The sequence below is a fragment of the Enterovirga sp. CN4-39 genome (assembly GCF_049446235.1).
GTDB lineage: Bacteria > Pseudomonadota > Alphaproteobacteria > Rhizobiales > Beijerinckiaceae > Enterovirga.
In genome coordinates this window covers 44,033-67,851 of record NZ_JBMSEF010000003.1, presented here as the reverse complement: position 1 = coordinate 67,851, position 23,819 = coordinate 44,033, and the positions used below count along the sequence as shown (strand labels likewise).

Sequence of the window (23,819 nt, the reverse complement as noted above, 5' to 3'; positions counted from 1 at the left end):
CCATCCATGCTGCGGGCGCGAAGAATAGGCAGGAGCGTTGCCAGCCTCCTCCCTCTTTGTCCCAAAGTCCAGTCGAGTGAGGTCGATCACAGAACCTCGTGGCGGAGAGTGACAGGCTCCTCCTGAGACGAGCACCCTCCGGGCACTCGTCGCCAAGGCGGGAGCAGCACGATGGACGCTCGGCAGCACGGACGGACGATCATGGTCGCGAGCGACCTTGCTCCCCTGGGCGGCCTTTGGTGCGAGGCGTTCGAGCCCACCGATCGCCGCCTGGCCTCCTGGTTTCGGCGGCTGGCGGGTCTGGGCCGGGCCATGCGCGGATCTCTTGCCCGGCGACGCGCGGAGCGATGTCTCCTGGAGCTGGATGACCGGCTGCTGAGGGATCTTGGGCTTTCCCGGTCGGAATTGCTCGGCTTGGAGCTGAACTCGCGCAGGGAGAGGAGCCGGTGATGCCCGGTATCCAACCGCCCCTGCCGCAGAGCGGAAGTCGGCCCTTCGTCACCGATGGCGGGCTGGAGACCTGGCTCGTCTTCCAGCAGGGGATCGACCTTCCCTGCTTTGCGGCCGTTCCGCTCGTCTCCGCAACGGAGGGCCGCGCGGTGCTCGAAAAGTACTACCGGCCCTATTTCGAGCTCGCGCGACGGTACAGGACCGGGATCGTCCTCGACGCGCCGACCTGGCGCGCGAATCGGGATTGGGGCGAAAAGCTGGGCTACGCGCCGCGTGAGCTGTTCGAGCTCAATCGCGCCGCGCTCGCCTTCGTGGCTCGGCTCGGGCGCGAGGAAGGCGGGTCATCGGGGATACCGGTCGCGCTGAATGGCGTCGTCGGCCCACGCGGGGATGGTTATCGGGTCGAGAGCCTGATGAGCGCGGCCGAGGCGCAGGACTATCACGGTCTTCAGGTCGCGGCCTTCGCGGATGGCGGGGCCGACATGGTGAGTGCCGTCACCATGACCCATGTCGACGAGGCTGTCGGCATCGCGCTCGCCGCAAAGGCGTTCGGCCTTCCGGCGGTGATCTCGTTCACGGTCGAGACCGATGGACGCCTCCCCTCGGGAGACGATCTCGGAGCGGCCGTGGCGGAGGTCGATCGGAGGACCGACGCGTATCCGGCCTATTACATGGTGAACTGCGCCCACCCCTCGCATTTCGAGCATGTCCTCGAGGCGGGTGCGGCCTGGCTCGACCGGATCGGCGGGTTGCGGGCGAACGCCTCGGCCAAGAGCCACGCCGAGCTTGACGCCGCGACCGAGTTGGATGCCGGCGATCCGCAGGCGCTCGCCCGGGACTACGCCCTCCTCCGCTCGAGGCTGAAGCACCTCTGTGTTGTCGGCGGCTGCTGCGGGACCGACCACCGCCACGTCGCGGCGATCTGCGATGCCTGCCTCGTCTAGGCGCTGCCCTTAGTCCAGCGATAGGCGATCTCGAGCGCCGCCCTGCGTCCGCGAAGAACGACACGCCGCCGGCCCTCGATCGCCGCGAGGAAGGCCGGGGGATTACCCGCGGCCCGGATCAGATCGTCGCTGACGACCAGGGCCGCCCCGAGTTGCTTTGCGACCTCCAGCAGACGGCTCGCGACATTCACGCTGTCGCCTGTCGCCGTGATCTGCTCGTGCGCGGCCGAGCCGAGGCGCGAGATGACGACCGGGCCATGGTGGGCCCCGAGCCGGACGCCGATCCGCGAACCCAGCCCGTCCTGGCGGTCGGCGAGCCAGCCGCGCACCGCCTCCACGATGTGCTCTGCCGCCAGAAGCGCGCGCGCCGCATCGTCCTCGGCCGGATCCGGCAGCCCGAACAGCACCATGGCGCCGTCGCCCATGAAATTCATCACCACGCCCCCGTGCCGCTGCGCCGCGTCCGAGAGCACCGCGTGGAATTCCTTCAGCATCTCGCGGGTGCGCTCCAGGCCGAGCCTCTCGCTCGCGCCCGTAAATCCGTTCAGGTCGAGGAAGATCACGGATGCATGCTGCGCGACCGGAACCGCCAGATAGGAGGGATCGGCGGCAAGGCGCGCCGCGAGCGCGGGATCCTGGAAGCGGCGGAGCGCTTCCTCGGATTGGACGACCTGGCGCGTCCATATGCGGTCGAGGGCCTGCCGGCCGGCGAGGCCGAAGGCGACGCCCGGCGCCATGGCGGCAAGCGGCAGGATTGCGCTCAGCCAGAACCCGGCGCCGAACGCCGCCACCGTTACGCCGAGCCATGCAGCTGCCGCAAGGGCTGCGAGGAGGAATCCGGCGGTCGCCGGCAGAAGCGCGAGCCCTAGCGCCGTCAGGCCAGCGAGCACGACCGCCGCGGCGGCATCGAGGCGACGGACCCGCGTATCGCGGACGAGCCCATCGCCATGAAGAAGATGGGCTGTGGCGGTCGCGAGCACTTCCACCCCGGGCAGGACCGGGTCGAAGGGCGTTGCGAACGTATCCCCGGTGCCGATCGCCGTCGCGCCGACGAGGACGGTCCGGCCCTGGATCTCTGAGCGCGGCGAAGACCCGCGGAGCAGCGTCGCGGCACTGATGGACGGGATCGTGCCGCGTGGGCCGTAGAAGCGCAGCGGCAGGGCCCAGCCGAGATCGGTTGCCTGGGTGACGGCTCCGAGCCGAACCGCGTCCCGCACGAGATCGGGCCCGATGCCCACGGCGCGTGTCGCAAGCTGCAGGGAGAAGGAGGGCAGGATGCCGTCCGGTCCCTCTACGATGAGCGGGGCGTGGCGCGGAGTGCCACCCTGGTCGGTCGCGATATTCACCCCGCCCAGAGCGGCAGCCTGCCGGAACCGCTCGTTCGGCCAAAGTATCGCCTCGGCATCGGGAACACGGTTCGTCCCCTCGCGGGAGAAGGTGGCCGCCGCCGCGATCACGGCTCGTCCCTCCTGGAGCGCGCGGGCGAGCGCCGCGTCCCCCGTCTCCTCGCCCCGATCGACGAACAGGATGTCGACCCCAATCGCGCGGGCCCCGAGGTCGTGCAGCCCGCTCACGATCCGGGCAATCGCGGCGCGCGGCAGGGGAAAGGAGCCGGCCTCCCGCACGGCCTCGTCGTCGAGGGCCACGATGAGAACGTCCGAAGGCGGCGGACGCGGCCCGCTCAGAACGAAGCGCAGATCGAGGAGGGGAGCCTCGATGCGGTCGAGGACGCCGCCTCGGCCCTCGAGATGCCTCGCCGCTAGCAGGCCGGACCAGGCAAGAGCGAGCGCAACCGCAAGGACCGCATGCCCGGCCCGAAGGGTCCGGAGCCGGATCAACGCCCGAAGCGGGCCAGAAACGTCGCGGCGCGCTCCCGGCCCCAGCGTTTCACCTCGAGCGGCGCCGCATCGGGAGCGACATCGACCCCGTCGCCGGCCCGCAGGGTCACGGCAGGGCCGCCCGGCCGGTTCACGGCGACCACTCCGGTCTGGACGAAGACGGAGCTGCGCGCCGGCGTGACGTCGACGGCCCAGGTCGTCCCGCGGACCGACGCGATCGCGTGCGGCGTCTGGACCTGGAAGCCTCCGCGCCGGCCGGCCGGAACATCCACCAGGACCCCTCGCGAGGTGAGTTCGACGACATCGGGGCGGCCATCGCGATTGCGGTCGCGCAGCGCGTAGACGCTGCCCTCTTCTGCCGTGATCCTCAGGCCGTCCGGGCAGCTCAGCGTCTCCCGTGGCGGGTCGGTGTACGTCGTCACGCTGCAGCCGCGCGGCTGGGCCGAGAGAGGCCCGGCGGCGAGAATACATGCAGCCAACCCTACTCCGACCCACCCGGCTCGTTTCCTGACAGTCACCACGAAACTCATGCGAGTTCTCCCTGCGAGACGAGCGTTTCGAATCGGCGCGTGTCGCGCAGCCGGATCCGGCTACGGCCCAGTTCCACGAGGCCCATCCTTTTCCAGACCTGGAGCTGGCGGTTCACGGTTTCCCGCGTCGCCCCCACGAAGACGGCGAGGTCCTCCTGCGAGACCGCAAGTTCCGCGCCGTAGTCCCGGGCGAGAGCGAGAAGCCGCTTGGCCAGCCGGTCGCCGACCGGGAGCAGCACGGCTTCCTCCATGCGCTCGCTCATCCAGCGGATCCGCTCGCACAGGAACTCGATGATGCGCACGGCGACGATCGGCCGTTGCTCGAGCAGATCGAGGAAGTCACGCCGCCGGACGACGAAGAGCTCCGTGGGCTCGGCCGCGATGGCATCCGCAGTGCGCGGCCGGCCGTCGAGGAGAGCAACCTCGCCGAAGACGTCGCCCGGCCCGAGAAGATTGAGGGTGAGACGACGTCCAGCCTCGGTTCCGGTCGCGATGCGGATCTGGCCGCGGCGGATCGCGTAGAGGGCATCGGCCGGCTCGCCCTTCCCGAACAGGACCTCGTCGGTGTCGAGCGTCCGCGAGACGCATAGCCGTGCGATGTCGTCGATCGCCTCGGCCCCGAGGCCGGCGAAGAAGGCGTTGGCTCCCAAGAGACGGGCAAGGTGCGCAGGCTCTGTCACGGGCAATCCCTTTCCGGAGCCCGCATACAGGCGAGCCGTGACGCCGGTATGTGCTGTGCCTCACAGACCGGTTTCGTTGCACTGATAGGAATGCTAGCGGGGGAGCTTCATTTTTGCCGGCGCCGGATCGGTTCGGATGAGAGGCACGGCCCGCGTGCGGCAGAAAACAACACCCGTGCATCGCGCTCTTCGCGACGGCACAGCGGATCTGCATGCGAGTATCGAGGAGCGGATGCGGCTGCCGGATCGCGTCCGTACGATCTCGACCTACCGATCGCTCCTGGAGCGGTATCTTCGCGCCCTGGAGCCGCTCGAGAGGGACCTGGGGCGGTTCTCCTGGCCTTCTCGCCTCCGCTTCGAGGAGCGGCGGAAGAGTCCCCTCATCCAAGCGGACCTCGCGAGCCTCGGCGCGCCGGATGGCGCGATGCGCGGCTCGTCCCAATCCCAGGATCCCTTGATCCACGGATCGCGCGCGGAAGCCTTCGGCTGCCTCTATGTGCTCGAGGGGGCGACGCTCGGTGGCCGGCTGATCTTGCGGGACGTCCAGACGCAGCTCGGGCTCGCCCCGTCGACCGGCGCGCGCTTCTTCGCCGGATACGGTGCCGAAACGGGCGCGATGTGGTCCTCTTTCCTGGCCATTCTTGCGGAGGCCGTCACCTCTCCGGACGAGGTGGACGAGGCGCTCTCCGGGGCACGGAAGACCTTCCGCCTGCTCGATTCCTGGATCAACGCGGCGTGAGCGGCGCCGCCGGGACGCTCCTCGACCGACACCAGCAGCCGCTATGGCGCTGAAGCCGAGGGCTGAAGAGCCTGATTGGAACGCCGGAGAACGGCGCGCACCTTCTTCTCCAATTCCTCCCGGCGGAACGGCTTCTGGACGACGGCTTCCTCGACGGCGTCGCTCGCCGCCAGTAGCCCCGCCATGTCGGCGAACCCGGTCACGAACAGAATAGGCAGGTCGGGACGCCGCCGCTTTGCCTCCCGGGCCGCCTCAGCGCCGTTCATGCCCGGCATCGCGAAGTCGAGGACGAGAAGCTCGATCGAGCGGCCGTGATCGTCATCGAGCGCCGCGAGCGCGGCGCGCCCGGATCCGGCTTCGACCACCTGGCAGCCCAGGCCGGACAGAAGTCCGGCCGTGATCTCGCGGACATCACGGTCATCGTCCACCACGAGCACGCGTGGCCGGCCGTCGACGCAATCGCCTAGCACCGAGGCCGAAGCCCCACCGAGCGGCCTGGCTCCCGCGACCGCCTGGACGGCCTTCGGCAGGAAGATCTGGACCGAGGTCCCCTCCCCGACCCGTGTGTCTATCCGGACCCCGCCGCCGGACTGGCTGGCAAACCCGTAAACCTGGGCGAGACCCAGGCCCGAACCCTTCCCGATATCCTTGGTGGTGAAGAACGGCTCGAAGGCGCGGGCGAGCACCTCCTCGCTCATGCCGGTCCCCGTGTCGGTCACGGCGATCATGACGTAATCGCCTGGCGGCGGCTCCTCGGAGGTCCGGGGAGATCCGAGTTGGACGTTCGCCGTCTCGACGGACAGCGTCCCTCCGACCTCCATGGCATCGCGCGCATTGATGGCGAGGTTCAGGATGACGAGCTCGATCTGGGTCGGGTCGACGAGGGCCGGCCACAAACCCTCCTGCAGCGCCGTATGGATGCGGATGGAGCCGCCCATGGAACTCTGCAGCAGGTCGCGCATGGACGCGACCGTCTCGTTCAGATCGATGGGCTTCGGCTCGAGCTTCTGACGGCGGGAGAAGGCGAGGAGCTGCGCGGTGAGCGTGGCGCCGCGCTCGGCCGCACTGCGCATGAGGCCGAGCCGCCGCTGCACGGCGGGATCGCTCGCGTTCCGCTCCAGGAAGGCGATGTTGCCGAGAATCACCGTGAGCAGGTTGTTGAAGTCGTGGGCCACGCCCGAGGTGAGCTGGCCGATGGCTTCGAGGCGCTGAGATTTCCGCAGGACGAGTTCCACCCGCTCCCGCTCCTCGATCTGGCGCTGAAGCTCGGCATTGGCGGCACCGAGCTCCCGCGTGCGTTCGGCGACCCGCTCCTCGAGCGTCTCGTTGAGGTCGCGCAGGGCCTGCTCGACCCGGCGACGCTCCGCCACCGTCCGCGCCTCCGCGAGCGCGCGCAGAATGACTGCGGGCAGCCGGTCCAGGCGTTGCTTGGTGACGTAGTCCGTCGCGCCGCCCTTGAGGGCCTCGACCGCGATGTCCTCCCCCAGCATCCCCGAGAGGAAGACGAAAGGGATTTCCGGGCAGAGTTCTCGGGCGAGTTCCAGCGCCCGCAATCCGTCGAAGGTCGGCAACCGGAAGTCGGCCAGGATGAGGTCATGGCACCCCGCCCGCGCGGCGACCTCGAAATCCGCCTGCGTCATCACGCGCTCGATCTCGTAGCGAAAGCCGGCGCGCCGGAGATGCGCCTCCGCGAGTTCGGCGTCGAGATCGCTATCCTCCAGAAGGAGGATGCGGACGAACTGGGCGTCCTCGACACCCTCGGGCAAGCGTTCCGTCAACAGCTTCGTTCCGTCACACGTTCGACGGCCAGCCCCGGTGAGGTGGCGGCTCGTTCAGCACGGCCCAGAAGACACCCAGATCCTGGATGGCCTCGAAGAACTCCTTGAACCCGACTGGCTTCACGACAAAGGCATTCACCCCCAGCTGGTAGGAGCGAACCAGATCGCTTTCCTCGCGGGAGGAAGTCAGCATGACCACGGGCATGGACCGCAGCGCCGGGTCTCCCTTGACCTTCGCCAAGACCTCAAGTCCATCGACTTTCGGGAGCTTCAGGTCCAGGAGGACCACCGCGGGATCCTCCCCCGGCCGTCCTTCGTAGGCGCCGCGCTGATAAAGATAGTCGAGCGCCTCGGCTCCATCCCGGCAGATCACGATTTCGTTCGCGAGCTGGCTCTTGGCGAGGGCAGCGAGGGTCAGCTCGATGTCTTTCGGGCTGTCCTCGACGAGGAGGATGGGTTTCAGATCAGGCATGGGGCTCCGCGGGCTGCTCCGGCGGGACAGTGAAAAAGAAGGTCGCTCCGCGGCCCGGCTCCCCTTCGGCCCAGGTCCGCCCGCCATGGCGTTCGATGATCCGTCGGACATTCGCAAGCCCGATCCCGGTACCCTCGAACTCCTCCACGCGGTGCAGGCGCTGGAACACGCCGAACAGCTTGCCGACATAGGCCATGTCGAACCCGACGCCGTTGTCGCGCACGAAGTAGGCCGCCTCCCCGACCGCATCCACGCTGCGACCGATCTCGATCAGCGCCTCGTGCCGCCCCCGGGTGTATTTCAGGGCGTTGGACAGCAGATTCTGCACGACGAGCCGGAGCATGACCGGGTCGGCATGAACGCGGCCAAGCTGGCCGACATCCCACCGGACCATCCGGCCTGCCCCTTCATCCCGCATGAGCTGCCGGCGCACGTCCTCTACAAGAAGCTTCAGGTCGACATTCACTCGCTTCAGAGACGCGCGACCCATCTGGGAGAAGGACAACAGATTGTCCACGAGCGTTCCGGCCGAGAAAGCTGACTCGATGATTACGTCGATATAGCGGCGGCCGTTGCTGCTCAGGCGCTCGCCTTCCTCTGCCTTCAGGAGCTCCGAATAGCCCACGATGTGCCGGAAGGGCGCGCGCAGGTCGTGGCTCACGGAATACGAGAAGGCCTCCAGCTCCTTGTTGGCCTTCTGCAACTCCTCGGAGACGGAGGCGAGTTCCTCGGCCTGCCGAAGCACGATGCCGATGATGGCGTTTCGCAATTCCCTGGCCGTCTCGAGTTCGGCTGCGCTCCAGGGAGCCGAGCGCCCGCGGACCGTCTCCTTCCAGACCTCGAATGACTGGCGAGGGTGAATCCGCCCCGTTTCGATCGCCGCCGCCGGCTTCCGCGGGTCGCCACCCCACCGAACCGCCTCGACGAGCTCCGGCCGGAACCAGAGAACATAGGCGGGCTGCCGCTTGGCGACGCTGATGGCGAGGAGCCCGCTCGCTTCACGGGCATAGCTCTTGGCCTCTGGGAGCACGCTGGACAGAACGTCCGTCGAGAACACGTCCTCTCGATGCTCTCGCGACAGCCACTCGAAGAGGTCCTTCACGGCGGCCTCGGGCGGTGTCGAGCCGACCAGCCAGCAAGCCTCGGCGGACACGATCGCGGCTCCGCTCGCCCCTGCGAGTTCCAGAAACTCTTCCGGATGTCTGATCAGGCCATCCAGGAACCGCTCCCCCTCGGCCATGTAGCCCAGAAGGCGCGACTGAATGCCGGCAAGTCTCGCTCGCTGGGTCGTCGCAACCGTCCGCTCCCGGGCATCGAGGTGCACGGCCAGCATCTGTGTGAGCAGGTCGCAGAGGTCCCGAGCCGCGAGGGAGACCCGCCGCGGCGCCCGGTTGTGGCACGAGACCAGGCCCCACAGGCGACCCTCGATGACGATCGAGACGGACATGGAGGCGCCTGTCCCCATGTTCCGCATGTACTCGACGTGAACAGGAGAGACGCTGCGCAGGACCGAGTAGCTGAGATCGAGTGGAACGCCGGCTTCGGGATCGAGCAGAGGTTCGATCGGCACCGGCTGATAGCCGGCATCCGGGATGATCCGAAGCCGGTTGCGCCTGTAGAGTTCCCTGGCCTGGGCAGGGATATCGGAACCCGGGAAGCGGAGGTCGAGGTAGGAAGGCAGGCTGTCGTTCCGATCCTCGGCGAGGACGGTGCCATGCCAATCCTCGTCGAACCGATAGACAAGCGCGCGGTCGAAACCGGTGAGCGCGCGGATCTGCTGGGCGAACACGGTGCAGAGCTCCTGCAGCGAACTCGCGCCCTGAAAACTGGTCGCCAGCGCACGCAGCCGCGCAAACCCGTCCTCCGAACCGTTCGGTTCGAGCCTTTCCTCGAGCTCGACGATGATGCGGCGGCCCGCACGGTGCGCGGCGATGTCGAAGGACCGGATCCCCGCAGGCGTCGGAAGCTCGACGCTCTTGAGATAGCCCGCCGCACCTTCCGCAACCCGGCCCGGCCAATCCGAGCCGAGCTTCTCCGCGACGGCCGGGAGCGCGTCCGGCAGGGAGGTACCCCGGACCGGGATGCCGAGCATGTCGGGCGCGTTGCTGCTCGCCTGGAGGATGCGGAGATCGTCCTCGCGAAGGGAGAGCAGCACGCCATGCGGCTGGATGCTGCCGAGCAGGTGGATCGGTTCGCGATCGCACGCGGACAGATCCAGCTCGACCGTGGCTGGTTCAGAACTCAACGCGACAGGGCCTCCTCCGATCTCGCGCCTACCATGAACTCGCTACCCCTCCCCAGCCTTCGCCAGCCGAAATAATGCACGGAGGGCGGCTGCGCCGCCCCGTCGGGCCTCGGGTAAGGTCACAGGCTCGTGATCCGAGGAGGCGAAGCGCGAAAGGCCCGGCCGGTTCCCTTGGGTGCAAGTTCGGCCTTGCGGCGGCCCTTCGCATCGGCGCATTACGGCTGAAATAAAGCTGAGGATTGCCGTGCGCGATTTCTTCTCCCCGGGCCGCTCCCTTGCCGTCGGAAGCGGAGGCATGGCAGCGACCTCGCACCCGCTCTCGACCCTGGCCGCCGTGGAGGTCCTGAAATCCGGCGGCAATGCCATGGATGCCGCAATCGCGGCGGTTGCCGTCCAGTGCGTCGTCGAGCCCGCGATGACGGGCATCGGCGGGGATTGCTTCGTGCTCTATTCGAAGAAGGGCGGCGTTCCGGTCGCGCTGAACGGATCCGGCCGCGCCCCGAACGGTGCGCGGGCGGAATGGTTCTCCGACCAGGGCCTGATGGAGATCGACGCGACTTCGCCGCATTCCGTCACCGTCCCTGGTGCGGTCGACGCCTGGTGTACCCTGAATGCGGAACACGGGACGAAGGGCCTCGACGAGCTCTTCGCGCCGGCAATCCGTTATGCCGAAGAGGGCTACCGGGTCGCGCCGAGGGTCGCGTTCGACTGGGAACGCAATGTCGCCAAGCTCTCGCACGATCCGGACGCCAAGGCGGCCTTCCTGCCCGGCGGCAAGGCTCCGCAGATTGGGGACCTGATGCGGCTGCCGGCTCTCGCCAATACGCTTCGCCGCATCGCCCAGAATGGCCGTTCCGCCTTCTACGAAGGCGAGGTCGCGGCCGAGATCGTAGCGAAGCTCCGGCATCTCGGCGGGCATCACGCGGAAGGCGACTTCGCTGCCCAGCGCTCGAACTGGGTCGAGCCGATCCGGACCCGCTTCCGCGACCTCGACGTGTACGAGTGCCCGCCGAACGGCCAGGGGCTCATCGCGCTGATGATGCTGAACCTTGCCGACCACGTGGACCTGAAGGGCGGCTCTGTCGCCGACCGCACCCACGTCCTGGCCGAGATCACGAAGGCCGCCTACCACGCCCGCGACTCGCATCTGTGCGATCCGGATCATGGCGAACTGCCTATCGAGCACTTCCTTTCCCAGGAATGGGTCCGTCGCATCCTGCCGCATATCGACGGGAAGCGCGCCAAGACCCTGCCGACCTGGGACGAGGTCACGCACAAGGACACGGTCTACCTCACCGTCGTCGATCGCGACCTCAACGCGGTCTCCTTCATCAACTCGCTCTTCGGGGCCTTCGGGTCCGGCATCCTGGCGCCGAAATCCGGCGTGCTGCTGCACCACCGCGGCAGCGCCTTCCGGACCATCCCGGGCCACCCGAATGCGATCGGGCCGGGCAAGCGCCCGCTCCACACCATCATCCCCGGCATGGTGATGAAGGACGGCCGCGCGCTCATGCCCTTCGGCGTCATGGGCGGGCAGTACCAGGCGACCGGCCATGTCGACTTCCTGTCGAAGGTGTTCGGCCTCGGCCTCGACATCCAGTCCGCCTCCGACGCACCGCGCAGCTTCGCGACCGAGGGCCGGCTGCAGCTCGAGCCGACCTTCGCGCCTGACGTTGTCGAAGACCTGCGCCGCCGCGGCCACGAGATCGAGATCGTGGATTCGCCCATCGGCGGCTGCCAGGCGATCATGATCGACCATGAGCGCGGCGCGCTCCTCGGTGCGTCCGATCACCGCAAGGACGGTTTCGCGCTCGGGATCTGATTCATGACCACCACCGTGTCAGCGCTGCCCGCGGTTCCGGCGATCGACGAGGCGCTCCGGGCGGCGCTCCGGGCGAAGGTCGACGGCAAGGCGAAGCCGCCCGGCGCGCTCGGCCGCATCGAGGACCTCGCGGTCCGGCTCGGCCTCATCCAGGGCACGACCGAGCCGCGCGCAGAGAACGCGACCCTCCTGATTTTCGCGGGCGATCACGGGCTGACCGAGGAGGGCGTCTCCGCCTATCCGCAGGCCGTGACGGCCTCGATGGTGCGGACCTTCCTGGCCGGCCGCGGCACGGCCAACGCCTTCGCGCGTGCTGTTCGTGCGGAGGTGCGGGTCGTCGATGCCGGCGTCGTCGCGAACCTCGCGCCGCATCCCGATCTCATCGACCGAAAGATCCGCCGCGGCACCCGCAACGCGGCGCGCGAGCCCGCCATGACCTCGCACGAGGTCGATACGGCGCTCGCCACCGGGGCGGAACTCGCGGCCGAGGCGGCCGATGCCGGCGCGGACGTGATCGTGCTCGGCGAGATGGGGATCGGCAACACGGCCTCGGCCTCCCTTCTCATGCACCGGCTCCTGCCGGCTCCCCTCGCGACCTGCATCGGCGTGGGCGCGGGGCATGATCCGGCCGGCCTCGCCCGCAAGCGCGAAACGCTCGCCCGCACCGCCGCCCGCAGCGATGCCTCCCTGCCGCGCGAGGTCCTGGCCGAGTTCGGCGGGCTCGAGGTTGCCATGATGGCCGGCGCGGTCATCGGGGCGGCTTCTCGTCGGCGGGCCGTGCTGGTCGACGGGTTCATCGTCTCGGCCGCGGCGCTCGCCGCGATCCGGCTCGAACCGGCCGTCCGCGACTACTGCATCTTCGCCCATTCGTCGGCCGAGCGCGGCCACGCTGCCCTGCTGGACGGGATCGCGGCCGACCCACTCCTCGACCTTGGCCTGCGGCTCGGCGAGGGAACAGGCGGGCTCCTCGCCCTGCCGCTGCTGCGGGCGGCCTGCGGGCTGATGAACGAGGTCGCGAGCCTCGACGAGGTCCTCTCGGGTGCGATTTGACCCGGCGCGCGAGGCGCAGCTTCTCCTCTCCGCCGCCCAGTTCCTGACGCGTCTCCCCCTCCGGCCCCGAAGCTACGATCCCGAGTGGCTCCCGCGGGGGGCCAAGTACTTTCCGCTCGTCGGGCTTCTCGTCGGCCTGATCGGCGCGGCCGCCCTGCTCCTCGCGGCCCGGTTCTGGCCGGCTCCCCTACCCCAGATCCTGGCGATCGGGGCGACGATCCTGGCAACGGGCGCCTTCCACGAAGACGGGCTCGCGGATTCCGCCGACAGCCTCGGTGGGTGGACGCGCGAGAAGCGGCTCGCGATCATGAAAGACTCGCGGCTCGGTACCTACGGAGCAGTCGCACTCGGCCTGAGCCTCGCGCTGCAGGTGGGCGCACTCGCCGCGCTGCCGCCCCTTTTAGCGGCCTCTGCCCTCCTGGCAGCCCATGCCGCTGGGCGCCTCGGCCCGGTTCTTCTGATGGCGACCGCGCCCTATGCGGGCGATCTCGACGCCTCGCGCATCGAACACCGAAACGACCGGCCGAGTCCGGGCGAGGTGGCTGTCGCGGCTGTCTTCGGGCTCGCGGCCCTCGCGCTGCTTCCGCCCGAGCGTGCCGCCATGGCTCTCCTCATCGGCGGAGGAGCGGCCTTGCTCTTCGCCCAGGCCCTCTGCCGGACCCTCGGCGGCTACACGGGCGACGTCCTCGGCGGGACCGTGATGGTCTTCCAGACCGCCTTTCTCCTCGCCGTGGCCGGCGAGCCCGCGCGGACGCTCACGTGAGGCTGATCGGCTGCCCGGCACTGACCTTCGCGGATGTGTGCGGCGAATGCTCTCCGTCCCATATCGTGCTGCTTGCCTCCCCGGGCAGCGCCCCGCCCGACGCGCCGCCGGGTCCGCGCCTCCTGTCCCTCGCCTTCAACGACATCGAGGCCGAGCGGCCCGGCCTCGTGCCGCCCAGGTTTGCCGACGTGGAGGCAATCCTGGCCTTCGGCCAGAGTTGGGACGCCAGTGCGCCACTTCTCGCGAGTTGCCAGGCTGGCGTGAGCCGTTCCACGGCCGCGCTCTTCGTCATCGCCTGTGATCGCCGGCCGGACCTGCCCGAGGCCGTGATCGCGGATCGGCTTCGCACGGCTTCACCGTGCGCGACACCGAACCCGCTCCTGGTATCCCTGGCCGACAGGATCCTTGGACGACGGGATCGCATGATCCGGGCAGTCGCCGCGATCGGCCGCGGTGCGGATTACGTGCCGTACCGATCCTTCGAGGTCACGCTTCCCCCGGCCGGTTGAACGCCGCACGGCGACGTGCTTGGTCGCGGCCATGTCATCCCTGGCGACGACTCTCGTTCTCGGCGGCGCCCGCTCGGGCAAGTCTCGCCATGCCGAGCGCCTGCTGGCGGAGAGCGGCCTTGAGCGGGTCTATCTCGCGACCGCCCTGGCAGGCGACGGCGAAATGGCCGAGCGCATCGCCCGGCACCGCGAGGAGCGTGGTCCTGGCTGGCTCACGATCGAGGAGCAGTTCGACCTAGCCGGCGCGCTGCGTCGCGAGGCGCGACAAGGCCGGGCGATCCTGGTCGACTGCCTTACCCTCTGGCTGACGAACGTCATGCTGGCCGACCGGGACGTCGCAGCCGCCTCCGTTAGCCTCTGCGCGGTCCTGCCCGCCCTGCCCTGCCCGGTCGTCCTGGTCTCGAACGAAGTCGGGATGGGGCTGGTCCCCGAGACGAAGCTCGGCCGTCGCTTCCGCGACGAGCAGGGGCGGTTGAACCAAGCCGTCGCGGCCGTCGTGCCGGATGTCATCTTCGTCGCGGCAGGATTGCCGCTCACCCTCAAGCGGGCCGGAGAGCCCGGCCCACGGAGCCTCCCATGACCGAAGCAGTCGAGACGGCAGACGCAAATGCGCGCCATGCCGAGAAGATGAAGAAGTTCAAGGAGGCGAAGGACAAGCTCCTGGCCACCAAGACGGACGAGAAGGGACTCCTGATCGTCCATACGGGCGCCGGCAAAGGCAAAACCTCGGCCGCGCTGGGCATGGTGTTCCGCCACATCGCCTACGAGTACCCGGTCGGCGTCGTCCAGTTCATCAAGTCGCCCGATTGGGACACGGGCGAGGCGAAGCTCCTGCGGCGCTTTCCCGAACTCGTCACGCTGCAGGTCATGGGCGAGGGCTTCACCTGGAACACGCAGGACCGCGAGCGCGACATCGCGACGGCGCGCGCGGCCTGGGAAGAGGCCAAGCAGCTCATTCGCGACGATCGCCACCGGCTCGTCCTCCTCGACGAGCTCAACATCGTTCTCCGCTACGATTACCTGCCCGTGGACGAAGTCGTGGATTTTCTCCGAAGCGAGAAGCCGGATTGGAAGCACGTCGTCATCACCGGCCGGAATGCCAAGCCGGAGCTGATCGAGATCGCCGACCTCGTGACCGAGATGACGCTCGTGAAGCATCCCTTCAAAGCCGGAATCAAGGCGCAGAAGGGCATCGAGTATTGAGCGCTCGCGTCCCTGCCCTGATGATTCAGGGCACGGGCTCGAATGTCGGCAAGTCGACCCTGGTCGCGGGGCTCTGCCGCGCCTTTGCCCGCCAGGGTCTCGCGGTGCGGCCGTTCAAGCCGCAGAACATGTCGAACAACGCCGCCGTGACGGCGGATGGTGGCGAGATCGGCCGTGCCCAGGCCGTCCAGGCCCGTGCCGCGCGCGTTCCGCCCAGCGTCCACATGAACCCGGTCCTCCTGAAGCCGGAGACGGATACGGGCGCGCAGGTCATCGTCCAGGGAAAACGCAGGGGAACGCTTCGGGCGCGAGACTATGGCGCGCGGAAGGCCGACCTCATGCCGGCCGTGCTCGACAGTTTCGAGCGACTGTCCCGGGACGCCGACCTGGTCCTCGTCGAGGGGGCCGGCAGCCCGGCCGAGATCAACCTCCGGGCCGGCGACATCGCCAATATGGGCTTCGCGGAAGCGGCGGAGGTGCCGGTGGTGCTTGCCGGCGACATCGACCGGGGTGGCGTCATCGCGAGCCTCGTCGGGACGTATGCCGTGCTGGAACGGCAGGAACGTGAACGCATAAAAGGCTTTCTGATCAACAAGTTTCGCGGCGATGCTGCACTTTTTGCAGAAGGTGAGCGAGCCATCGCGCAGCGGACGGGCTGGCCCTCGCTCGGCATCCTGCCCTGGCTGCCCGCAGCCGCCTGGCTGCCCGCCGAGGACGCGCTCGATATCGACCGCAAGGGGCATGGCTCGGCCGCACCGAGGCGGGTGAGGATCGCCGTTCCGGTGATCGCCCGCATCGCGAATTTCGACGACCTCGATCCGCTCGGCATGGAACCCGGGGTCGAACTCATCCTGGTACCGCCCGGCCAGCCGCTTCCAGGCGATGCGGACCTCGTCATCCTGCCCGGCTCCAAGTCGACGATCGGCGATCTCGCCTTCCTGCGCGACCAGGGCTGGGACATTGACCTGCTCGCCCATCGGCGGCGCGGGGGAGCCGTCTTGGGTCTCTGCGGCGGCTACCAGATGCTCGGCCGCACGATCTCGGACCCGGACGGGATCGAAGGGCCGCCGGGCACGGTAGAGGGCTTGGCACTCCTGGACATCGCCACGGTCCTGGCCGGCGACAAGATCACGGCTGCGGCAGCCGGGACCCACATTCCGACGAACACCGCGATCTCAGGGTACGAGATCCATCTCGGCCGAACGGAGGGTGCTGATTGCGCCCGGCCGGTGCTGAGCCTGGATGGAGAGCGCCTCGACGGTGCCGCGAGCGCAGACGGCAAGGTAGCCGGTTGCTACGTGCACGGCCTGTTCGCGGCCGACTCCTTTCGCCGTGCCTTCCTGGCCGGCTTGGGCGTGTCGTCGGAACTCGCCTACGAGGCGCAGGTCGAGACAGCGCTGGAGGCGCTGGCCGACCATGTCGAGGAGCATCTGGACCTGGATCGGATGCTGGCGCTTGCCCGCGCCAGGTGAGGTCAGGCAGCGGCCGCCTGCTGGATGACGTCGGACACCCACTCGTTCAAGCTCTTGTTCTCGGCCGATGCCGCTATGACTGCTGCCTCGTGCGTCTTTGGATCGAGCCGCAGGTTGAAGCGCCCGGAGAATGCGCGGCGGGGCTCGATCCCCTTCTCGCGACACATCGCCAGAAATACGCTAAGGGATTTGCTTCCTTCCTCGCGCAGCTTCTCGACGCTGTCTGCATAAAAATCCGCCCCGCCATTCAGGCCGACGAACTCTCCGCGAAACATCCCGATCTCGGCGTCGAAGGAGAGCACGGCCCTCTCACCATCGATCTCGATCACGTTCTTCATGGCCTCACTCCGTGGCTCTCAAGCCACTTCCTGATGCTGGCAAGTGCACCCTTGTCGGTATTCGGGCTCGGATGCGGGCGATGGAAAACCCGGATTTCTCCAAAGAGAAACACGCCGACGCGGGATCCCTCGCGTTCGGTCACCTCCGCGCCTAGAGCCTTGAACAGAGCCTCCACGTCCGACCACCGGACAGACCCGCTCGCCGGCCGGCGGAAGATCAGTTCCAGAGTGGTCTGGTAGCGGCGGCTCAGCACGTCACTAAGTACCACTTAGTGGTACCAAAATCAAGAACTCACAGAACTAGCGGCGCTAGCGCCGCATACAGCAGACCGTGCAGCAGGGCGGCGGCGACCATCACCCGCAGCGCCCGCCCGATGTCCTTCGGCCCGGCATCCCGGCGGCCCGAAGCGTTGAGGAAGGGCTCGTCCACCGGACCGACGGCATAGATGCGGGGACCGCCGAGCGCGAGGCCGAGCGCGCCCGCCATCGCGGCTTCCGGCCAACCTGCATTCGGGGAGCGATGGACGGACGCGTCCCGCAGCATCACCGCTGCGGCGACCCGGGGAGAGCCTCTTGCAGCCCAGGCCGCACCCGCGACAAGGAATCCCGCGAGCCTTGCGGGAACGAGGTTGAGGAGGTCGTCGAGCCGGGCGGCCGCCCAGCCGAAATCACGGTGCCGAACCGACAGATGCCCGATCATGGAATCGGCGGTGTTCACGGCCTTGTAGACGACCAGGCCGGGAAGGCCGAGCAGCGCGAACCAGAAGGCGGGCGCGACGACGCCGTCGGAGAAATTCTCAGCCGTGGACTCGATGGCCGCCCGCGACACCCCGGCCTCGTCGAGCCGCTCGGGATCTCGCCCGACGATCATCGAAACTGCCTTCCGCGCCGCCGGGAGCCCACCCTTGGAGAACGCGTCCCGCACCGCCCGGACATGCCGATACAGGCTCTTCTGGGCCAGAAAGACGGAGGCGACGAGCGCCACGAGGATATCTCCGGCCGGAATCGCTCTGAGGAAGGATTCGAGGAGTAGCGCCGGCACGAAAGCGATCGCGACCAGCGCCGCAATGCTCAGGATGCCTGCCGTACGGCGGCTTTGCCCGCTCCAGCCCTCACGGTTGAAGAGCCGGTCGCAGAGCCCGATCAACGCCCCGAACCAGGCGACCGGATGCGGCACGCGGCGCCAGATCCGGTCCGGATCGCCGATGAGAGCGTCAAGAACGAGCGCGAGGAGAAGGACGAGCGGGGCGTCGGCCCGGAACAACATTCAGCGAATCCGCTCGATCTCCACCGCCAGACGGTCGAGCGCAGCCGCGATTTCCGGGCCGCCGCACACCGTCATCTGCTCGGGTAGCACGAGCCGGCGATCCGGCGGATAGCGCTCCTGCAACGCCGGATGATGAAGCAGGGCGCTGCCCTGATCCTCCGCCGCGGTCTCGCTGCGGGAGACAAGAAGCATGTCAGCCTTGAGGGCGACGATCTCCTCGAGACTGACGAGGCTGCCCTGGGATCCGAGCGCCGCGCCAGCATTGCGCAGGCCGACCGTCTCGAGAAAGGACGTCATCAGCGTCTCGCGGCCGGAAATCCAGCCACGCCGCTGGAGGGGCAACACCGTGACGGGGCGCGCGAGCGCTGCGGCGCGGGCCCTGGCGACCGCTGCCTCGATCTCGCCGATCTTGGCCTGCGCCCGATCTGGATGGCCGAGGATCGCCCCCGCGCGCCTGATCTGGTCGATCACTTGGCTGACCGAGGACGCCGCATCGAACTCGGCGACGCGCAGCCCGTGCGCCTTCAGGAGTTCACGGGTAGCACGCCGGGTGAAGCGGCCGGCCAGCACGAGGTCGGGCTTGAGGACGAGCACCTCTTCCGCCGTTCCGGACAGAATCGGATAGGCGCGGGCCTGGTCCCGCACCCAGGAGCGGCGGGGATCGCGCACGAAGGGGCTCAGACCGAGGATCTGATCCGGATCGGCCAGCGAGAGCAGCAGCTGGTCGGTGCAGAGATTGATCGAGACAACGCGCGGCCGATCGGGCGCGGCGGCAGCTGGCAATGTCGGCGTCGCCGCGGCAAATAGCGCAGCGAGAAGCCCCGTTCTCGCCGCCTTCGATGCCCACCTACGCGTCGCTGCGCCGATCGATTCCAGGGCCGGCCCAAACCATTTCAAGAAAGACCGGGAATGCAGCACGGCGGCGACCTTGGCGAGGCGGCCTCGCGGTTCGGCGGAACCGACTCCGCCTGGCTTGATCTCTCCACCGGCATCAACCCGCATCCCTGGCCGGTGCCTGACGAGTTGCGGAACGAGGGCTGGACTCGGCTTCCATCGGGCTCGGACCTCGCGCACCTGATCGCAGCCGCCCGCTCCGCCTACGAGGTCCCGCGGAACGTCGTGATCGCAGCCGCACCCGGAACGCAGGCGATCATACAATGGCTGCCGCATCTCGCGCCGCGGCGGCCGGTCGCGATCATCGGGCCGACCTATAGCGAGCACGAGACCGTGTGGCGCGGCCACGGGTCCCAAGTCGAACAGATCCAATCGCTTGGCGAGGCGAGCGATGGCTCGCGTCACATCGTCATCGTCAATCCGAACAATCCGGACGGCCGCATCGTCGGCCGCTCGGAAATCCTGGCGGCGGCCGCTCAGTGCCGGCGGCGCGGAAGCTGGCTCGTGGTGGACGAATCCTTCGCCGATGTCGAACCTTCCTGCAGCGTGGTGCGCGATTGCGGCGAGTTGCCCATCCTCGTCCTGCGCTCCTTCGGCAAGTTCTATGGCCTCGCCGGCCTTCGCCTCGGCTTCGCGATCGCGTCCCCGCCCATCGCCGAGAAGGTCGCGCGCGCACTCGGATTGTGGCCCGTCTCCGGGCCCGCCATCGCGGTCGGAACGGCGGCCCTCGCCGACACCGCCTGGGCCGCAGCGATGCGCGGACGGCTGATGAGCGAGGCGGAGGCGCTGGACGAGCGACTGACCGGGGCCGGGCTGAAGGTCGTCGGCGGCACGAGCCTGTTCCGGCTCGTCGAGCATCCGCGGGCGGGTCGGCTGCACGAGGCTCTCGCCTCCCGCAGGATCTGGATCCGCCGCTTTCTCTGGTCGCCGACGCTGCTGCGCATCGGCCTGCCGCCCGACGAGGCGGCTTCGGTTCGGTTGGCTAACGCCCTCGCGGCATGCCTGCGCGAGGTCGAGAACGGCCGTCACGACCAGGGCACCAGAACCGGCGCGCCCTGATACTCGCCGAGGAACGCCTCGATGCCGAAGACGCGGCGCAGAAGGTCGGGCGCCAGAGCTTCGGCTGGCGGTCCGGACCCGGCGAGCCGCCCGCCCTGCAGGAGCACGACCGTGTCCGCATAGCGGGCCGCGAGCCCGAGGTCATGGGTCACGGCTACGACGAGCGCGCCGCTACGGGCGCGCGCCCGTAGCGCGGACATCACGTCGATCTGGTGCCTGGGATCCAGGGCCGCCGTCGGCTCGTCGGCAAGGATCACCGGGGCGCCTGCCGCGAAGACCCTGGCGAGGGCGACGCGGGCGCGCTCGCCACCCGACAGCGAGGTGACCGGGCGATCCGCAAAGGCGACGGTTTCCGTGACCCGCATCGCTTCGGCGATCATCTCCAGGTCCGAAGGACCGAGCCGGTCGGGATCCGCCGCCCCATGCGGGAAACGGCCGAGGGCAACGATGTCGCGCGCCGGCAGCGGCCAGTGAACCTCGTGGCCCTGTGGCAGGTAGGCGATGCGGCGAGCACGCTCACGGGCGGAGAGCCCCGCGAGATCATCCGCCCCGAGCGCGACCCTCCCCCCATGGGGGACAAGCCCGACGATGGCGCGCAGGAGCGACGTCTTGCCGGCTCCGTTGGGTCCCACGACGGCGACGAAGCGTCCGAGGCTGAGGTCGAGCGAGACCTCGCTCAGCACGAGCCGTCCGCCGAGCCGGACCGAGAGGTCCCGGATGTGCAGGTCGGCGCTCATGCGAGCATTCCAGGCCCGAGCCGGCGGCGCTCGCGCAGGATCAGGTAGAGGAAGAAGGGCACGCCGATCAGCGAGGTCAGCACGCCGACCTTGATGTCGGTCGTCGAGGGGATGATCCGCACCGCGATGTCGGCGGCCGTCAGGAGGCACGATCCGGCCAGCGCGGCCGGCAGCAGCAGGCGGGCCGGGTCATAGCGGACGAGCGGCCGCACGAGATGCGGAGCGACGAGCCCGATGAACCCGATCGTTCCCGCAACCGCCACCGATGCGCCGACCCCGAGCGCCACGCCGACGATGACCAGGAGCCGGAGGCGGGCGACGTTCACGCCGAGGCTCTGCGCCGCCTCTTCCCCGAGCGTCAGGACCCGGAAGGCGCGCGCGTGGGCTGCGAGAATGGCCGCCCCGGCCAGGATGAAGGGGAGCGCCATCGCGACATGACGCATCGAGCGGTCCTCCAGGGACCCCAGCAGCCAGAACGCGATCTCCAGTGCGGCGAACGGGTTCGGCGCGAGGTTCATGGCGAGGGCCGTCGCGGCCCCGGCGAGGCTCGATATGGCGAGGCCGGCCAGGATGAGGAGCGTCAATCCGGCATTCCGGCCCGCGACCGCTATGAGAAGAAAAACGGACAGGAACGCCCCGACAATCGCCGCCACGGGCAGGGCGAATGAAAGCGCATCGGCCAGCCCGAGCGAGAGCGTCGCCACCGCCCCGAAGGCCGCAGCCTGCGGGGCCCCGAAGATCGAGGGGGCGGCAAGCGGGTTGCGCAGGAGCCCCTGCATGGCGGCGCCGCACAAGCCGAGGATCCCGCCGATCATCAGCGAGAGAATGGCACGCGGCAGCCTGATCTCCCGCACTATCACCTGCGCCGTCTCGTCGCCGCTTCCGAGGAGAGCAGCGGCCACGGTCGTGGGCGAGAGCCGGACCGGGCCGACGCCGAGCGAGAGAAGAAACAGGAGGAGTGCAACCGCCCCGAGGGCGCCCGCCACGATTCCCGTCGTCTTCCCCGCCTTCGTCGGCCCGCTGCTCACCACGTTACGCTAAGACCCGCATAGACCGCCCGCCCGGTGGTCCCATAATTCAGGACCTCCTGATAGCGCGCGTCGGTGATGTTCTCGATGCGGCCGAACACCTTCCAGGTCTGGTCGAACCGATACTCGCCGTAGACGTCGAAGCGGGCATAGGCCGGGAGGGGCAACGTCTCGTTGTTGCCGCTGAAGCGCTGCGCAACCATCGTGACGCGCGGCTCGAGCAGCAGCCCCGGCAAGGGCGTGACCGCGAGGCCGACCCGACCGACATGCGGCGGCCGACGTTGCAGCCTCAAGTTCGTCCGCTCGTCCTTCGCATCAAGATAGGTGTAGACGCCCGTCAGGGTGAGAAGCTCGGGCCAAAGGACGAGAGCGCCCTCGAGCTCAAGGCCCGAGGTCTTGGCCTTGGACACGTTGAAGTACCTGGACGTTGGCGAGTCGAACTCGATCATGTCCTGGAAGCGGTTTCCGAACACGGTCGCGGAGAGCGTCAGCCGGCCGTCCCAGACCGTCTGATCGATGCCGGCGTCCCAGCCGATGCTCGTCTCGGGAAGAAGGCCGGGATTGCCGAAGGTGGGCTGATAGAGCTGGTAGAGCGTGGGTGCCTTGCCGCCCGTACCGCCGGTGGCGCGGAGCTTCGTGCCAGTCTCCGGGATCAGGAAGGCGCCGGTAGCCCGCCACGTGTCGAAGCTGAGCCTGTTCACCTCGTCGTGGCGTCCGCCAGCCGAGAGGATGATGCGTTCGCCGATCGGCAGCTGGTAGAGCGCGAAGACGGACCGGGTGTCCTGCTGCGCCTCAAGGGTCCTTGTCCGGTTCGCCGGGCCAGGGACGTAGGATGTGGAGAAGGTGGCGGCCTTCTCCGATTCCACGCGGCCACCGAAGGTCATCGTCCCGAAGCTCTGAAGCCTGAGATCGCCCTGGTATTCGGTCCCGATGCGGTCGCCCCTGAACTCGGACAGGGCATCGCTCGTGATCCGCACCGGATTGGCCCGATATGTGAAGTCCCGAAATTCGCGATCGGTCTGGTTGGCGTAGACCTGGAGGGTCTGGGTCAGCGGGCCCTGCTCTGCCGTGCCCTTCGCCCAGATCTGCGTGAGCGTTCGGGTCGTCTCGGCCGGCGTATCGGGGAAGATCCGGCTATTGCCGCTATAGATCACGTTGCGCGGCAGCGCGGACGAGCCGGCATCGTATTCCGCCGAGGTGCGGAACGAGAGAAGCCCCGCCTCCAGCTTGACGCCCTCGCCGGCATCATAGCCCAGCCGCCCGTAGCCGCCCCAGCGCGTGAAGCCGTCCGGCTCGAACTTGCCGAACCGGCGCTCGAGCTGCGGGATGCGGTAGCCGTAGCGCGAGAAGCCGTTGCTCGTCTGGCCTCCGCCGGAGAAGGCATAAGACCAGGGCCCGATCGAGCCCGCAGCAGTCGCGCTGGACGAGAACGTGCCATAGGAGCCGCCCTGGCTCTGGACGTGGAAGCGAGGCTCTCCTCCCCCGCTGCTGGTGATGATGTTGACCACGCCGCCGATCGCGTCGGAGCCGTAAAGCGCGCTCTGCGGTCCGCGGAGCACCTCGATCCGATCGATGGCTGTCGGCAACAGGTTCGCAAAGTCGAACTCGCCGCTCGCCGAGCTCGGATCGTTCACGCGGATCCCGTCGATGAGAACCAGCGTCTGACCGGAATTTCCGCCGCGGATGCGGACGACGGTCGTCGAAGCGGGCCCGCCGGCGTCTGAGACGTCCAGGCCGGGAACATTGCGCAGCGCGTCGACGAGGGTCGTCGGGTTCGAGCGCTGGAGCTCCTCGCGTGTCACGACCGTGATGGCGCTGGCCGCCTGCCCGATCGGCTCCGGCCGCCGGTTGGCCGTGACGATGATGTCCGGAAGCGAAACCGCTTCGCCCGTGCCTTGGGCGTGTGCGGGGGCGCCGAGCGCCAGGACGAAAGCAAACGAAAAGAACAGCGGCGTCGCGCCGCTCAGGGGACGAAGCATGACATCTCCTCGCGGCCCACCG

The 23,819-nt window shown here is 68.7% G+C and carries 24 protein-coding genes; 11 read left to right on the top strand and 13 right to left on the bottom strand.

Going from position 1 to position 23,819, the window contains the following annotated elements:
- The first annotated feature begins 171 nt into the window (after nucleotides 1–171).
- A complete protein-coding gene (locus tag ACO2SS_RS06905) occupies nucleotides 172–450 on the top strand; it encodes a DUF1127 domain-containing protein (protein WP_423276878.1) in 279 nt (92 codons plus the stop codon).
- Nucleotides 450–1,394, top strand: coding sequence for a homocysteine S-methyltransferase family protein (locus ACO2SS_RS06900; RefSeq protein ID WP_423276877.1), 945 nt, complete (start codon nucleotides 450–452; stop codon nucleotides 1,392–1,394). The genes ACO2SS_RS06905 and ACO2SS_RS06900 overlap by 1 nt, the downstream gene beginning before the upstream one ends.
- On the opposite strand, the gene ACO2SS_RS06895 is transcribed toward ACO2SS_RS06900, so the two are convergent.
- Genes ACO2SS_RS06895 through ACO2SS_RS06885 form a run of 3 tightly spaced genes read right to left on the bottom strand, consistent with a single transcriptional unit; the run spans nucleotide 1,391 to nucleotide 4,442 of the window.
- Nucleotides 1,391–3,232, bottom strand: a complete 1,842-nt coding sequence (locus ACO2SS_RS06895) for a CHASE2 domain-containing protein (protein WP_423276876.1) — start codon at nucleotides 3,230–3,232, stop codon at nucleotides 1,391–1,393. The two genes, ACO2SS_RS06900 and ACO2SS_RS06895, sit on opposite strands and share 4 nt — an antisense overlap.
- The gene (locus ACO2SS_RS06890) at nucleotides 3,229–3,762 is read right to left on the bottom strand and encodes a FecR domain-containing protein (protein ID WP_423276875.1); all 534 of its coding nucleotides are present in this window, start codon (nucleotides 3,760–3,762) and stop codon (nucleotides 3,229–3,231) included. Before ACO2SS_RS06890 ends, ACO2SS_RS06895 begins: the two co-directional genes overlap by 4 nt.
- On the bottom strand, nucleotides 3,759–4,442 hold the full coding sequence (locus ACO2SS_RS06885) for a Crp/Fnr family transcriptional regulator (RefSeq protein WP_423276874.1): 684 nt from the start codon (nucleotides 4,440–4,442) through the stop codon (nucleotides 3,759–3,761). Before ACO2SS_RS06885 ends, ACO2SS_RS06890 begins: the two co-directional genes overlap by 4 nt.
- A 136-nt stretch (nucleotides 4,443–4,578) precedes the next feature.
- On the opposite strand from ACO2SS_RS06885, the gene ACO2SS_RS06880 reads away from it, so the two are divergent.
- Nucleotides 4,579–5,181 (top strand): biliverdin-producing heme oxygenase, encoded by a 603-nt coding sequence (locus tag ACO2SS_RS06880; RefSeq protein ID WP_423276873.1) that lies wholly within the window; start codon nucleotides 4,579–4,581, stop codon nucleotides 5,179–5,181.
- A gap of 41 nt (nucleotides 5,182–5,222) precedes the next feature.
- On the opposite strand, the gene ACO2SS_RS06875 is transcribed toward ACO2SS_RS06880, so the two are convergent.
- The 3 genes from ACO2SS_RS06875 to ACO2SS_RS06865 are packed head-to-tail and all read right to left on the bottom strand — an operon-like array spanning nucleotide 5,223 to nucleotide 9,676.
- Nucleotides 5,223–6,959 carry a response regulator gene (locus tag ACO2SS_RS06875; RefSeq protein ID WP_423276872.1) on the bottom strand — a complete coding sequence of 579 codons (1,737 nt, stop codon included), beginning with the start codon at nucleotides 6,957–6,959 and terminating at the stop codon, nucleotides 5,223–5,225.
- Nucleotides 6,960–6,972: 13 nt separating this feature from the next.
- On the bottom strand, nucleotides 6,973–7,431 hold the full coding sequence (locus ACO2SS_RS06870) for a response regulator (protein ID WP_423276871.1): 459 nt from the start codon (nucleotides 7,429–7,431) through the stop codon (nucleotides 6,973–6,975).
- Nucleotides 7,424–9,676, bottom strand: a complete 2,253-nt coding sequence (locus tag ACO2SS_RS06865) for an ATP-binding protein (protein ID WP_423276870.1) — start codon at nucleotides 9,674–9,676, stop codon at nucleotides 7,424–7,426. Before ACO2SS_RS06865 ends, ACO2SS_RS06870 begins: the two co-directional genes overlap by 8 nt.
- Nucleotides 9,677–9,971: 295 nt before the next feature.
- Here ACO2SS_RS06865 and ggt point away from each other — a divergent pair, with 295 nt between their 5' ends.
- From ggt to ACO2SS_RS06830, 7 genes are read left to right on the top strand one after another with little or no spacing between them, the layout of a single operon-like run.
- The gene (ggt, locus tag ACO2SS_RS06860) at nucleotides 9,972–11,498 is read left to right on the top strand and encodes a gamma-glutamyltransferase (RefSeq protein WP_423276869.1); all 1,527 of its coding nucleotides are present in this window, start codon (nucleotides 9,972–9,974) and stop codon (nucleotides 11,496–11,498) included.
- A 3-nt stretch (nucleotides 11,499–11,501) separates the two neighbouring features.
- On the top strand, nucleotides 11,502–12,548 hold the full coding sequence (gene cobT / locus ACO2SS_RS06855) for a nicotinate-nucleotide--dimethylbenzimidazole phosphoribosyltransferase (RefSeq protein ID WP_423276868.1): 1,047 nt from the start codon (nucleotides 11,502–11,504) through the stop codon (nucleotides 12,546–12,548).
- Entirely contained in the window at nucleotides 12,538–13,311 is a 774-nt protein-coding gene (gene cobS / locus ACO2SS_RS06850) for an adenosylcobinamide-GDP ribazoletransferase (protein WP_423276867.1), read from the top strand. The genes cobT and cobS overlap by 11 nt, the downstream gene beginning before the upstream one ends.
- Nucleotides 13,308–13,820 carry a tyrosine phosphatase family protein gene (locus ACO2SS_RS06845; RefSeq protein ID WP_423276866.1) on the top strand — a complete coding sequence of 171 codons (513 nt, stop codon included), beginning with the start codon at nucleotides 13,308–13,310 and terminating at the stop codon, nucleotides 13,818–13,820. The genes cobS and ACO2SS_RS06845 overlap by 4 nt, the downstream gene beginning before the upstream one ends.
- Before the next feature lie 31 nt (nucleotides 13,821–13,851).
- Nucleotides 13,852–14,400 carry a bifunctional adenosylcobinamide kinase/adenosylcobinamide-phosphate guanylyltransferase gene (gene cobU, locus ACO2SS_RS06840; RefSeq protein ID WP_423276865.1) on the top strand — a complete coding sequence of 183 codons (549 nt, stop codon included), beginning with the start codon at nucleotides 13,852–13,854 and terminating at the stop codon, nucleotides 14,398–14,400.
- Nucleotides 14,397–15,023 (top strand): cob(I)yrinic acid a,c-diamide adenosyltransferase, encoded by a 627-nt coding sequence (gene cobO, locus ACO2SS_RS06835; protein ID WP_423276864.1) that lies wholly within the window; start codon nucleotides 14,397–14,399, stop codon nucleotides 15,021–15,023. Before cobU ends, cobO begins: the two co-directional genes overlap by 4 nt.
- 20 nt (nucleotides 15,024–15,043) lie before the next feature.
- Complete coding sequence (locus ACO2SS_RS06830; RefSeq protein ID WP_423277170.1) at nucleotides 15,044–16,495, top strand: cobyric acid synthase; 1,452 nt, start codon at nucleotides 15,044–15,046, stop codon at nucleotides 16,493–16,495.
- 2 nt (nucleotides 16,496–16,497) lie between these two features.
- Here the strand turns inward: ACO2SS_RS06830 and ACO2SS_RS06825 are convergent, their stop codons facing one another.
- The 4 genes from ACO2SS_RS06825 to ACO2SS_RS06810 form a co-directional block, all read right to left on the bottom strand.
- A complete protein-coding gene (locus tag ACO2SS_RS06825) occupies nucleotides 16,498–16,833 on the bottom strand; it encodes a type II toxin-antitoxin system HicB family antitoxin (RefSeq protein ID WP_423276863.1) in 336 nt (111 codons plus the stop codon).
- Entirely contained in the window at nucleotides 16,830–17,009 is a 180-nt protein-coding gene (locus ACO2SS_RS06820) for a type II toxin-antitoxin system HicA family toxin (protein ID WP_423277169.1), read from the bottom strand. The genes ACO2SS_RS06825 and ACO2SS_RS06820 overlap by 4 nt, the downstream gene beginning before the upstream one ends.
- 116 nt (nucleotides 17,010–17,125) lie before the next feature.
- Nucleotides 17,126–18,100, bottom strand: a complete 975-nt coding sequence (cbiB, locus tag ACO2SS_RS06815; RefSeq protein WP_423276862.1) for an adenosylcobinamide-phosphate synthase CbiB — start codon at nucleotides 18,098–18,100, stop codon at nucleotides 17,126–17,128.
- A complete protein-coding gene (locus ACO2SS_RS06810; RefSeq protein ID WP_423276861.1) occupies nucleotides 18,101–18,883 on the bottom strand; it encodes an ABC transporter substrate-binding protein in 783 nt (260 codons plus the stop codon).
- Between the two features lie 126 nt (nucleotides 18,884–19,009).
- Here ACO2SS_RS06810 and cobD point away from each other — a divergent pair, with 126 nt between their 5' ends.
- A complete protein-coding gene (cobD, locus tag ACO2SS_RS06805; protein ID WP_423276860.1) occupies nucleotides 19,010–20,053 on the top strand; it encodes a threonine-phosphate decarboxylase CobD in 1,044 nt (347 codons plus the stop codon).
- Here the strand turns inward: cobD and ACO2SS_RS06800 are convergent.
- The 3 genes from ACO2SS_RS06800 to ACO2SS_RS06790 are packed head-to-tail and all read right to left on the bottom strand — an operon-like array spanning nucleotide 20,020 to nucleotide 23,797.
- On the bottom strand, nucleotides 20,020–20,790 hold the full coding sequence (locus tag ACO2SS_RS06800; protein ID WP_423276859.1) for an ABC transporter ATP-binding protein: 771 nt from the start codon (nucleotides 20,788–20,790) through the stop codon (nucleotides 20,020–20,022). The two genes, cobD and ACO2SS_RS06800, sit on opposite strands and share 34 nt — an antisense overlap.
- Nucleotides 20,787–21,818, bottom strand: a complete 1,032-nt coding sequence (locus ACO2SS_RS06795; protein ID WP_423276858.1) for a FecCD family ABC transporter permease — start codon at nucleotides 21,816–21,818, stop codon at nucleotides 20,787–20,789. The genes ACO2SS_RS06800 and ACO2SS_RS06795 overlap by 4 nt, the downstream gene beginning before the upstream one ends.
- Nucleotides 21,815–23,797 carry a TonB-dependent receptor plug domain-containing protein gene (locus ACO2SS_RS06790; protein ID WP_423276857.1) on the bottom strand — a complete coding sequence of 661 codons (1,983 nt, stop codon included), beginning with the start codon at nucleotides 23,795–23,797 and terminating at the stop codon, nucleotides 21,815–21,817. The genes ACO2SS_RS06795 and ACO2SS_RS06790 overlap by 4 nt, the downstream gene beginning before the upstream one ends.
- Between the last annotated feature and the right edge of the window lie 22 nt (nucleotides 23,798–23,819).